Source organism: Streptomyces hilarionis (genome assembly GCF_024539675.1).
Lineage (GTDB): Bacteria > Actinomycetota > Actinomycetes > Streptomycetales > Streptomycetaceae > Streptomyces > Streptomyces hilarionis.
Genome location: NZ_JAHHIT010000215.1, coordinates 1 through 11811, shown reverse-complemented (window position 1 = coordinate 11811; position 11811 = coordinate 1). Strand labels below are relative to the sequence as shown.

General features: G+C 73.9%; 9 protein-coding genes. 2 read left to right on the top strand and 7 right to left on the bottom strand.

Annotated elements, in window-relative coordinates; genetic code table 11:
- Positions 1-99: 99 nt before the first annotated feature.
- From sucB to KMS84_RS35170, 3 genes are all read right to left on the bottom strand, one after another.
- Positions 100-1683 (bottom strand): 2-oxoglutarate dehydrogenase, E2 component, dihydrolipoamide succinyltransferase, encoded by a 1584-nt coding sequence (gene sucB / locus KMS84_RS35180; RefSeq protein WP_256920598.1) that lies wholly within the window; start codon positions 1681-1683, stop codon positions 100-102.
- Between the two features lie 66 nt (positions 1684-1749).
- The gene (gene lpdA / locus KMS84_RS35175) at positions 1750-3138 is read right to left on the bottom strand and encodes a dihydrolipoyl dehydrogenase (protein ID WP_256920597.1); all 1389 of its coding nucleotides are present in this window, start codon (positions 3136-3138) and stop codon (positions 1750-1752) included.
- Positions 3139-3447: 309 nt separating this feature from the next.
- Positions 3448-4986 carry a leucyl aminopeptidase gene (locus KMS84_RS35170; RefSeq protein ID WP_256920596.1) on the bottom strand — a complete coding sequence of 513 codons (1539 nt, stop codon included), beginning with the start codon at positions 4984-4986 and terminating at the stop codon, positions 3448-3450.
- A gap of 415 nt (positions 4987-5401) precedes the next feature.
- On the opposite strand from KMS84_RS35170, the gene KMS84_RS35165 reads away from it, so the two are divergent.
- Positions 5402-6247, top strand: a complete 846-nt coding sequence (locus KMS84_RS35165; protein WP_256920595.1) for an endo alpha-1,4 polygalactosaminidase — start codon at positions 5402-5404, stop codon at positions 6245-6247.
- 62 nt (positions 6248-6309) lie between these two features.
- Here KMS84_RS35165 and KMS84_RS35160 read toward each other — a convergent pair whose 3' ends face one another.
- Positions 6310-7173 (bottom strand): adenosylcobinamide-GDP ribazoletransferase, encoded by an 864-nt coding sequence (locus tag KMS84_RS35160; protein ID WP_256920594.1) that lies wholly within the window; start codon positions 7171-7173, stop codon positions 6310-6312.
- Between the two features lie 67 nt (positions 7174-7240).
- Between KMS84_RS35160 and KMS84_RS35155 the strand changes: the two genes are divergently transcribed.
- Positions 7241-8005 carry a hypothetical protein gene (locus tag KMS84_RS35155; protein WP_256920593.1) on the top strand — a complete coding sequence of 255 codons (765 nt, stop codon included), beginning with the start codon at positions 7241-7243 and terminating at the stop codon, positions 8003-8005.
- Here the strand turns inward: KMS84_RS35155 and KMS84_RS35150 are convergent.
- The 3 genes from KMS84_RS35150 to cobT form a co-directional block, all read right to left on the bottom strand.
- Positions 7909-8649 carry a hypothetical protein gene (locus KMS84_RS35150; RefSeq protein ID WP_256920592.1) on the bottom strand — a complete coding sequence of 247 codons (741 nt, stop codon included), beginning with the start codon at positions 8647-8649 and terminating at the stop codon, positions 7909-7911. The two genes, KMS84_RS35155 and KMS84_RS35150, sit on opposite strands and share 97 nt — an antisense overlap.
- Positions 8646-10388 carry a phosphatidylglycerol lysyltransferase domain-containing protein gene (locus KMS84_RS35145; protein ID WP_256920591.1) on the bottom strand — a complete coding sequence of 581 codons (1743 nt, stop codon included), beginning with the start codon at positions 10386-10388 and terminating at the stop codon, positions 8646-8648. Before KMS84_RS35145 ends, KMS84_RS35150 begins: the two co-directional genes overlap by 4 nt.
- 73 nt (positions 10389-10461) lie before the next feature.
- Positions 10462-11637: a nicotinate-nucleotide--dimethylbenzimidazole phosphoribosyltransferase gene (cobT, locus tag KMS84_RS35140; RefSeq protein WP_256920590.1), complete on the bottom strand. Its 1176-nt coding sequence runs from the start codon at positions 11635-11637 to the stop codon at positions 10462-10464.
- Between the last annotated feature and the right edge of the window lie 174 nt (positions 11638-11811).

The following is an 11811-nucleotide window of genomic DNA, read 5'->3' as shown; positions in this document are numbered from 1 at the left end:
GTCCGGTACTCCGGGCACGGGCCCGCCGCCCCGCCGGGAACGCGAGCGCCCCCGCCCGGAGTACCGGACGGGGGCGTGCGTGCTGCCGGGGCGGCGGGGTCAGAGGCCGAGCTCGACCTCGAACTCGCCGGCCTCCAGGATCGCCTTGACCGCGGTCAGGTAACGGGCCGCGTCGGCGCCGTCGACCAGACGGTGGTCGTAGGACAGGGTCAGGTACGTCATGTCGCGGACGCCGATGACCGTGCCCTCCTCCGTCTCGATGACGGCCGGACGCTTGACCGTCGCGCCGATGCCGAGGATCGCGACCTGGTTCGGCGGCACGATGATCGTGTCGAACAGCGCGCCGCGCGAGCCGGTGTTGCTGATGGTGAAGGTCGCGCCGGACAGCTCGTCCGGGGTGATCTTGTTCGCGCGGACCTTGCCGGCCAGGTCGGCCGTGGCCTTCGCGATGCCGGCGATGTTCAGGTCGCCCGCGTGCTTGATGACCGGGGTCATCAGGCCCTTCTCCGAGTCCACCGCGATGCCGATGCTCTCGGTGTCGAAGTAGGTGATCGTGCCCTCGTCCACGTTGATCCGGGCGTTGACGGCCGGGTGGGCCTTCAGCGCCTGGGCCGCCGCCTTCACGAAGAACGGCATCGGGGACAGCTTGACGCCCTCACGGGCCGCGAAGGAGTCCTTCGCCTGCGCGCGGAGCTTCATCAGGCGGGTGATGTCGACCTCGACGACCGAGGACAGCTGCGCCTGCTCGTGCAGCGCCTTGACCATGTTGTCGCCGATGACCTTGCGGATGCGGGGCATCTTCACGGTCTGACCGCGCAGCGGGGAGGCCTCCAGCGTGGGGGCCTTCTTCGCGGCGGCCGGGGCGGCGGCGGGAGCCGGAGCCGCGGCGGCGGCCTTCGCTGCCTCGGCGGCGGCGAGGACGTCCTGCTTGCGGATGCGGCCGCCGACGCCGGTGCCCTTGACGGAGCCCAGGTCGACGTTGTTCTCGGCGGCGAGCTTGCGCACCAGCGGGGTCACGTACGCGCCCTCGTCGCTCGCCTGCGCGGCCGGAGCCGCGCCCGGGGCGCCGATGACGGCGAGCTTCGCGCCGACCTCGGCGGTCTCGTCCTCGCCGACCGTGATCTCGAGCAGCACACCGGCGACGGGCGCCGGGATCTCGGTGTCGACCTTGTCGGTCGAGACCTCGAGCAGCGGCTCGTCCTCGGCGACCTCCTCGCCGACCTGCTTCAGCCAGCGGGTGACGGTGCCCTCGGTGACGGACTCGCCGAGCGCGGGCAGGACGACGTCCGTGCCCTCGGCGGAACCGCCGCCCGCGGCGGCCTCGGGGGTGGGAGCGGGGGCCGGAGCCTCCTGCTCGGTGGAGGGCTGGGCGGCCGCGGCCGGCTCGGGGGCCGGCGGAGCGACCTCCTCGGCGGCCGGGGCCGGTGCAGCGGCGGGGGCCCCGGTGCCGTCGTCGATGACGGCCAGCTCGGCGCCGACCTCGACCGTCTCGTCCTCGGCGACCTTGATGGAGGCCAGGACGCCGGCGGCGGGGGAGGGGATCTCGGTGTCGACCTTGTCGGTCGACACCTCGAGCAGGGGCTCGTCGGCCTCGACGCGCTCACCCTCGGCCTTCAGCCAGCGGGTGACGGTGCCCTCGGTGACGCTCTCGCCGAGCGCCGGCAGGGTTACGGAAACCGCCATGGTTTCGGTTGCTCCTTACGAGTTGCGGAAGTCTGGGTCGTCGCTTCGACGTGTCTCGACCGAGGGTCAGTCGTGCGAGTGCAGCGGCTTGCCCGCAAGGGCCAGGTGGGCCTCGCCGAGCGCCTCGTTCTGCGTCGGGTGGGCGTGGACGAGCTGCGCGACCTCGGCCGGCAGCGCCTCCCAGTTGTAGATCAGCTGGGCTTCGCCGACCTGCTCGCCCATGCGGTCGCCGACCATGTGGACGCCGACCACCGCGCCGTCCTTCACCTGGACGAGCTTGATCTCGCCCGAGGTGTTGAGGATCTTGCTCTTGCCGTTGCCCGCGAGGTTGTACTTCAGAGCGACGACCTTGTCCGCGCCGTAGATCTCCTTGGCCTTGGCCTCGGTGATGCCCACGGAGGCGACCTCGGGGTGGCAGTACGTCACCCGGGGGACGCCGTCGTAGTCGATCGGGACGGTCTTCAGGCCGGCCAGACGCTCCGCCACCAGCATGCCCTCGGCGAAGCCGACGTGCGCGAGCTGGAGCGTGGGGACCAGGTCGCCGACGGCGGAGATCGTCGGGACGTTGGTGCGCATGTACTCGTCGACCAGGACGTAGCCGCGGTCCATCGCGACGCCCTGCTCCTCGTAGCCCAGACCGGCCGAGACGGGCCCGCGGCCCACCGCGACCAGCAGGACCTCGGCCTCGAACTCCTTGCCGTCGGCCAGGATGACCTTGACGCCGTCGGCGGTGTACTCGGCCTTCGAGAAGAAGGTGCCCAGGTTGAACTTGATGCCGCGCTTGCGGAACGCGCGCTCGAGGAGCTTGGAGGAGTTCTCGTCCTCGACCGGGACGAGGTGCTTGAGGCCCTCGATGACCGTCACGTCGGCGCCGAAGGACTTCCACGCCGAGGCGAACTCGACGCCGATGACGCCGCCGCCCAGGATGATCGCGGACTTCGGCACACGGTCCAGGACGAGGGCGTGGTCCGAGGAGATGATCCGGTCGCCGTCGATGTCCAGGCCCGGCAGCGACTTCGGCACGGAGCCGGTCGCCAGGAGCACGTGACGGCCCTGGACGCGCTGCCCGTTCACGTCGACGGAGGTGGGGGAGGACAGTCGGCCCTCACCCTCGATGTACGTCACCTTGCGGGAGGCGATCAGCCCCTGGAGGCCCTTGTACAGGCCGGAGATGACGCCGTCCTTGTACTTGTGGACCGCGGGGACGTCGATGCCCTCGAAGGTGGCCTTGACGCCGAACTGCTCGCTCTCGCGGGCCTGGTCGGCGATCTCGCCCGCGTGCAGCAGGGCCTTGGTGGGGATGCAACCCCGGTGCAGGCAGGTGCCGCCGACCTTGTCCTTCTCGATCAGGGCGACGTCCAGGCCCAGCTGCGCCCCGCGCAGGGCCGCGGCGTACCCGCCACTGCCACCGCCGAGGATCACTAGGTCGAAAACGGTGCTGGCGTCGTTCGCCACGTCACGTCCTCCATGCATGTGCGCCGTGCGCCGGTCGTCGCTGACCGCCGGCGGCTGGTGTCCGGCCGCTCTTTCTTCGGCCCTGTGGTGGGGGCCCTGTCCTGCCGTGGCCCATCTTCGCACTTGCGGGAGGCGAACGAGACGCGGGGCCGGGGTGTGAGACACCCCACGCTCGGCGGCGGCACGGGCGGGCGGCCCCGCGCGGGGGCGCGGAGGAGCGCGCGACCGGCCGTGACCGGCCCCCGCCCGTCGTCACGCGACGGACGGGGGCCGGGTGGCCGGGCGCGAGGTCCCCCGCGCCCGCCGGGGTCAGCCCAGGTCGCCGGCGGCGGTCAGCTCGGCCAGCCGCACCAGCGTGCGCACCGCGGTGCCCGTGCCGCCCTTCGGCGTGTACCCGAAGGGGCCGCCCTCGTTGAACGCCGGGCCGGCGATGTCCAGGTGCGCCCAGGTGATCCCCTCGCCCACGAACTCGCGCAGGAAGAGACCGGCCACCAGCCCGCCGCCCATCCGCTCGCCCATGTTCGCGATGTCGGCGACCGTGGAGTCCATGCCCTTGCGCAGGTGCTCGGGCAGCGGCATCGGCCACGCCGGCTCGCCGACCTCCTCGGCGGCCTCGTGCACCGCGGTGCGGAACGCGTCGTCGTTGGCCATGATCCCGAAGGTGCGGCTGCCGAGGGCCAGCATCATGGCGCCCGTCAGGGTCGCGACGTCGACGATGGCGTCCGGCTTCTCCGCGGAGGCCGCCCACAGCGCGTCCGCGAGGACCAGCCGGCCCTCGGCGTCCGTGTTGAGGACCTCGACGGTCTTGCCGCTGTACATGCGCAGCACGTCGCCCGGGCGGGTGGCGGAGCCGGACGGCATGTTCTCGGCGAGCGCCAGCCATCCGGTGACGTTCACCTCCAGGCCAAGCCGCGCGGCGGCGACGACCGCGGCGAAGACCGCCGCCGCCCCGCTCATGTCGCACTTCATCGTCTCGTTGTGCCCGGCGGGCTTCAGCGAGATGCCGCCCGAGTCGTAGGTGATGCCCTTGCCGACGAAGGCGAGGTGCTTCTTCGCCTTGGAGGAGGTGTAGGAGAGCTTCACCAGGCGCGGGGCCGCGGCGGAGCCGGCGCCGACGCCGAGGATGCCGCCGTAGCCGCCCTTGACGAGAGCCTTCTCGTCGAGGATCTGGATCTTGATGCCGTGCTCCTTGGCCGCCGTCTGGGCGAGAACGGCGAACGCCTCCGGGTCGAGGTCGTTCGGCGGCATGTTGATCAGGTCGCGGGCGCGGTTGAGCTCCTCGCCCACGGCGGCGGCGCGGACGAGCGCGGCCTTGTGGGCGGCGTCGCGCGGCTTCCCGCCGAGGAGGACGGCCTCGGCGAGGGGCGCCTTGTCGGCCTTCGCCTTGGCGTCCTTGCCGTTCTGCTTGTAGGTGTCGAAGGAGTACGCGCCGAGCACCACGCCCTCGCCGACCGCGCCGATGTCGGCGGCGTCGGTCACCGGCAGGGCGAAGGCGGCCTTCTTGGCGCCGGAGAGGGTGCGGGCGGCCGCGCCGGCGGCCCTGCGCAGCGCCTCGGCGTCGAAGCCGGCGTCCTCGTCGGGCTCGGGACCGAGCCCCACCGCGAGCACGAGAGGCGTCTTGAAGCCGGCCGGGGCGGGCAGCTTCGTCACCTCGCCCTCGCCGCCGGAAGCCCCGAGGGTCTCCAGAACGCCGGCGAGCCGGCCGTCGAACGCCTTGTCGACGGCTTCGGCGCCTGGGGCAACGATCAGGTTCCCAGACGTGGAGGCCGTGCCCTTGGCGACACCGATCACGATCGCGTCGGCCCGCAGGCCGGGCGCCGCGGCGGTGCTGAGAGTGAGAGCAGTCACGGTGGTGAAATCTCGCTTCCGATGTGGAGTTGCTGTGGCCGGAGGGTGTGGGTCGACCGGGCCCAGGGCCGACCCTAGATCCGGGTCCTGGACGCGGTCGCATCCGGGGTGTGCCTCGTCGGCGCGGCGGACCGGCGGGGCAACCCGGAACGAGCGTACGCGTGCGGGTGCGTTCGCTCATGCACGCGAGTGTTCACCCGTCGGTGGAGTCGTGGCCACTGCCGGCTCCCGGCCGCCGCGGAAAACCGGGTGAAGCCGTGGTTCTCCCGTCATTCCGGGCGGACGGCCGTCGTCGAGGGCCGGCGGCGCCGCCGTACCGGCGCACCGCCCCCCGCGTAACGGCCGCCGCACCGCGCGGCGCGGGCATGGGCGATCATCGTCCGGGTACGTTGCCGCCCACCCTGGAGCCCGTCCGGTGAGACGTCCGACCGCCCTGCTGTCCCTGCTCGTCCTGCTGCTCGCCGGCTGCTCCGCCGCCCCGGACGACGGCCCGCGCCCCCGCCCGCCCGCCACGGCCGGCCGCAGCGGCTCCGAGCCGCCCGGGGCCCGGCCGACGGGCGGCGCGTGGTGGCGCCCGGCCCCCGGCGTCGACTGGCAGTGGCAACTCAGCGGCCGGCTGGACACCTCCGTCGACGTGCCGGTCTACGACATCGACGGCTTCGACCACGACGCGGAAACGGTGGCCGGCCTGCACGACGACGGCCGCAGGGTGATCTGCTACCTCTCCACCGGCGCCTGGGAGGACTGGCGGCCCGACGCGGGGAAGTTCCCCGCCTCGGTGATCGGCGGGGGCAACGGCTGGAAGGGCGAGCGCTGGCTCGACATCCGCAGGACGGACGTCCTGGAACCGTTGCTGGCGGCCCGCCTCGACATGTGCCGCGCCAAGGGGTTCGACGCCGTCGAGCCGGACAACATGGACGGCTACCGCAACACCACGGGCTTCCCGCTGGAGGCCGCCGACCAGCTGCGCTACAACCGCCTCGTCGCCCGCCTCGCCCATGAGCGCGGCATGGCCGTCGGGCTGAAGAACGACCTCGACCAGATCCCCGCGCTCCTCGGCGACTTCGACTTCGCGGTGAACGAACAGTGCGCCCAGTACGACGAATGCGCGCGGCTGACCCCCTTCATCGAGGCGGGCAAGGCCGTCTTCCACGTCGAGTACGAACTGCCCACGAGCGACTTCTGCGCCGACTCCCGCCGCCTGAAGCTGAGTTCGCTGCGCAAGAAGTACGAACTGGGAGTGTGGCGACAGGCCTGCTGACGGACGGTCAGGGTCCCGCGGCGGTCCCCGGCACCCGTCGACGACGCTCGCGGTCGATACTCCTAGCGGCCCAGGCAGAGCACGACCAGGGCGGTCGTCGCCGCCGTCTCCGCCAGGCCGCCGAACACGTCCCCGGTGACCCCGCCGAACCGCCGCGTGCAGTGCCGCAGGAGAAGCTCGGCGGCGACGAGGGCGGCGAGGACCGCCAGCACCGGCCCCAGGGCGTCGTACGGCTCGAAGGGCGCCCCCGCGGCCCCCGCCCCGGCCGGCGCCGACCCGATCACGACGACGGCCCCGCCGCTCCCGTACGGCCCCCACCACGCGCCCGCGCCCGCCGCGGCCAGCGCGACGGCCCCGGCGGCGAGGGCGGCGCCGCGCACCGGGACCACCCCCGCCACCGCCGCGCCCAGCCCCTCCGGCCGGGCGGGCGGCACCCCGTCGCGGGCGGCCAGGGTCAGCGCGAGGCGGGCGGCGACGGCCGAGACCACGGCGGCCAGCGCGCCCAGGGCCCACGAGGCGTCGTAGAGCTGCGTCAGCGCGGCCACCTGCGCCAGCAGCACGAGGACGAGCGTGAGGACGCCGAAGGGGCCGATGTCCGACTGCTTCATGATCCGCAGCGCGTCCTCGGCCGCCTTCCCGCTGCCCAGACCGTCCGCGGTGTCGGCCAGCCCGTCCAGGTGCAGCCCGCGGGTGAGGACGGCGGGCACGGCGGCGGACGCGACGGCGGCCAGCAGCGGGCTCGCGCCCAGCCACAGGAGCAGCAGCCCGAGTCCGGCCGCGCAGCCGCCGACCACCAGGCCGACCACAGGGGCACTCAGCATGCCCCCGCGGGCGGCCGCCCGGTCCCAGCGGGACACCCTGACCGGCAGCGCGGTCAGGGTGCCGAAGGCGAAGCGGAGGCCGTCGAGGGGCGAGGTCGTGGACACGGCGGCAGAGTAGCCCGGACGCCCCGCCCGCCGGGCAGCCCGCCCCGGCCCCGGTGAGACTGACGGCATGGGCCACTGGCTTCAGCGCAACGTCGTCGAACCGGGCAAGCTCCCCCTGCTGCTCGCGCTGGCCGCGTTCGTGCTCACCTTTCTGATCACCCGGGTCATCACCCGGCTGATCCGGGCCGGCAAGGGCCCGTTCGGCAACATCAGCTCCGGCGGCGTCCACATCCACCACGTGGTGCCCGGCGTGGTCCTGACCGTCGCGGGCGGCTTCGGCGCGGTGGCCAGCGGGCGGCACGGCTTCGGTTCCGGCGCCTGCGCGGTGGTCTTCGGCATCGGGACCGGGCTCGTCCTGGACGAGTTCGCGCTGATCCTGCACCTGGACGACGTGTACTGGACGGAGGCGGGCCGCAAGAGCGTGGAGGCCGTGGTCCTCACGGCGGCGCTGGGCGGCCTGCTGCTGGTGGGCTTCGCTCCGTTCGGCGTCAACGACATGAGCCAGCAGGAACTGCAGGACCGCGGGAGCGTCCTCGCGACCGTCGCCCTCAACGTCCTCTTCTCGCTGGCCGTGCTGACCAAGGGCAAGGTCATGACGGCGGTCTTCAGCGTGTTCGTGCCCTTCCTCGGCCTGATCGGCCTCGTCCGGCTGGCCCGCCCGGGCTCGCCCTGGGCCCGCCGGTTCTACCGGCGGCGCCCCCGCGCGCGGGCGCGGGCCACGCTGCGCGCCTACCGTCACGACCGGCGCTGGGCCCGTCCGCGCCGGCTGGTGGGGGACTGGCTGGGCGGCAAGACGGACGCGGAGCTCACCGGCTCCGCCGGGCCGCGCTGACGCCGGCGCGCCTGCGCGGCCCCGCACAGCGCGAGGACCGCCGCGATCGCCGCGAGGTGCTCCTTGCCCGCGAGGTTGCCCTTCAGGGCCACCTCGACGGCCATCGCGACGATCACCGCCGCCGCCGTCACGTACGCGCGATGGCGCCAGCCCAGGAAGACCGCCAGGCCCACCACGGCCGCGGAGGGCCCGGTGTCCACCACGAGGGCGTCCGAAGCGGGCAGCCCGAGCGGGCCGTGCGGGCCGACGGCGATGCCCACGCGCGCGTACAGCGTCCCGGCGAGGGTGGCGGCGTAGGCGATGACGAGCGTCCGCCACCAGCCCAGACACAGCTCCGCGATCCCGAACACCAGCAGGATCTGGGCCAGCGCGCCCCACACCGGCAGGTCCAGCGCCGGGACGAACAGCGACAGCGGGGTCCGCAGCAGGGCGAGCCCCAGGGGGTCGACCGCCCGCACCGCCCCGAGGTCCTGGACCGGCTGGTAGCCCCACGGCTGGTTCTGCACGGCCTGGGTCGCCGACGTCAGGCACACCGCCCCGAGGGTCATCGGCGCCGCCCGCCACCGCCGCGCCGCCAGCGGCTCGCGCACGGCCGCGTACAGCGGCCCCCACTCGCCCCGGGCCCAACGGAGGATCCCCCTCACCGGCGGGTCCCCAGGCGCCTGCGGTGCAGCCACTTCGGCAGCCCCGGCGCCTCCAGGAACCCTTCCGCGCGCGCCGCCGCGACGCCGATCCGGAGCAGGTCCGCGCTCTTCTCGAAGAGCAGGAACCGCGGCTCCCAGACGGGCCGGTACTTGGCGTTGGCGCGGTACAGCGACTCGATCTGCCACCAGCGCGAGAAGAAGCCCAGCAGCGACCGCCACAGCCTGAGCACGGGCCCCGCGCCCAGCCGCGAGCCGCGCTCGAACACGGAACGGAACACGGCGAAGTTCAACGAGACCTGCGTGACCGGGACCCCGCCGGCCGGGGCCTCCCCCGTGCGGCGGGCCAGCCGGAGCAGCTCGATGACCATGAACTCGATCAGTCCGTTGTCGCAGTCGCGGTCCCGGCGCATGAGGTCGAGGGACAGTCCGTGCGGCCCCCACGGCACGAACGACAGCAGGGCCCGCAGCTCGCCCCCGGCGTCGGCGCACTCCAGCATCACGCAGCGCCCGTCCTCCGGGTCGCCGAGACGGCCCAGCGCCATGCTGAAGCCGCGCTCGGTGGCGCCGTCCCGCCAGTCGTCGGCGCGACGCACCAGGGCCGCCATCTCCTCGGCCGGGATGTCCTCGTGGCGGCGGACGCGCACCGTGTAGCCGGCTCGCCGCACCCGGTTGCAGGCCTGGCGCACGGTCCGCATCGCCCGGCCCTCCAGGGTGAACTCGGCGACGTCGACGACGGCCTCGTCGCCGAGCTCCAGCGCGTCCAGTCCGTGCCGGGCGTACACCGTCCCGGCCTCCTCGCCCGCCCCCATCACCGCCGGGATCCAGCCGTGCGCCCGTGCCTCGGCGAGCCACGGGTCGATCGCGCCGGGCCAGGCCTCCGGATCGCCGAGCGGATCCCCGGAGGCCAGCGACACCCCGCCCAGGACCCGGTAGGCGACGGCGGCCTTCCCGGTCGGCGACCAGCACACGCTCTTCTCGCGGCGCAGGGCGAAGTACCCCAGGGAGTCCCGCTCGCCGTGCCGGTCGAGGAGTTCGCGCAGCCGCTTCTCGTCGTCCTCGGTGAGCGGGTCGACGGCCCGCCGGGAGCGGAAGGCGGCGTACAGGACGGCGAGGACGAGCGCCGTGCTCAGCACGTTGACGGCGACGTCGACCCAGGTGGGGGTGGCGATCCCGGCGACGCCCTGGTCGTCGGCGGTGACGGACACCAGCCGCAGCGCGCCGTAGCGCCAGCGTTCGAGGAAGGTGGACGGCGCGGACGAGCGGTCGGTCGCCGTCACCAGCAGCGCGGCCAGCAGCGACGCGGCCAGCAGCCCGCCGGCCCCGACGGCCGCGGCGAGCCTCGGGTTGGACCGGTCGCCCTTGGCGTAGAACGCGCGCCGCCCCGCGACCAGCGCGGCGACGAAGACGGCGGTCAGCGCGAGCGAGACCCAGTTCTGGGGCTGCCGCCGGATCTCCGGGACGGCCATGGCCAGGGCGAACAGCCCCAGGAACGCGCCGCTCAGACAGAGGTTCAGGATCCACGCGGCCCGTTTGCGCCGCCCCATGGTGACGGCCAGGAACGCGGTGAAGGCCCCGGACGCGAATCCGGCCGTGAGCAGGTACGGCGTGAACAGGTTCTCCTGGTTGTGCCGCCGCACGTCCTGCCCCAGGGAGACCCACACCGCACTGAGGAAGTTGACGAACGCGACGGCCCGCAGGTACCAGACGGCGAAGGCGGCGGCGCCCCGGGTGTTGCCCATGATCGGTGATCATATGGGTGCACTTCCGGGAAACCGCTCTTTTGCCGCCGCCTGTCCCTTTTGGTCCGCCGCCCTATTCCGCCGGGAACTCCACCGCGGAACCCCCGGCCCTCTCGCCGCTCTCCTCGTCGGGCTTCCCGGCGGCCGCGCCGGCCGTCCCGTCCACGCCGGTCGTCTCGTCCGTCTCGGGCTGCTCGGGCTGCTCGGGCTTCTCCGGCAGCTCCGCGGCCAGGGCGGCCGCCGCCCGCACCAACGGCAGCGCGAGCAGCGCGCCCGCGCCCTCGCCGACCTTCACGCCCTGGTCCAGCAGCGGTTCCAGGGCCATCCGGTCGAGCGCCTTGGCCTGGCCCGGTTCACCGCTGCGGTGACCGGCGAGCCACCAGTCGGGGGCCCGGAAGGCGATCCGCTGCCCCACGAGCGCGCACGCGGCCGCCACGACCCCGTCCAGCACCACCGGCAACTTCCGTACCGCGCACTGGAGCAGAAAGCCCGTCATGGCCGCGAGGTCCGCGCCGCCCACCGTCGCCAGCAGCTGCACCTGCTCGCCCAGCACCGGCCGCGCCCGCCGCAGCGCGTCGCGCACGGCGGCGCACTTGCGCATCCACGCCAGGTCGTCGATCGCCTCGCCGCCGCGCCCGGTCACCACCGACGCGTCGGTCCCGCACAGGGCCGCCACCAGCACGCCCGCGGCCGTCGTCCCGCCCACGCTGACGTCGCCGAGCACCACGAGATCGGTCCCGGAGTCCGCCTCCTCGTCGGCGACGGCCACGCCCGCCAGGAAGGCGGCCTCGGCCTCCTGGAGCGTCAGCGCGTCCTCGACGTCGATGCGACCGCTGCCGCGCCGCACCCGGTGCCGCACGACGTCCGGCGGGAACAGGCCCGGGTCGCAGTCCAGCGCCATGTCCACGACCCGCACCGGCACGTCGAGCCGACGGGCGAGCACGGACACCGGACGGCCGCCGTCCAGGACCTCGCGCACCAACTCCGCGGCGCTGCCCGCGGGCCGGGCGGAGACGTCGAGCCCGGCGACGCCGTGGTCGCCGGCGAACAGCACCACCCGCGGTCGCTCGATCGGCCGCACCGGCGACGAGCCCTGCGCCGCCGCCAGCCACTCGCCCAGGTCGTCCAGGCGCCCCAGCGATCCGGGCGGCACGATCTGACGCTCCCGGCGCGCCTCCGCGTCACGGCGGGTCCCGCCGTCGGGGCGCTCGATCAGATCGGTGAAGTCGTCGAGATTAAGCGAGCTCATTCGCCGAACAGTACCGGCACCGATCGAACGGTTCCGCGTCCCGTCGCCACCACACCGGCGCGACGTCGTTGCACCCCGCACCGGTATCCCTTACGTTCCGTTTTGCCGTATATCGCCGATCGCTCCAGGCCCCCCTTCCCGGCCTCCTCTCCCTCTTGCCCCGCCTCCCCTCTC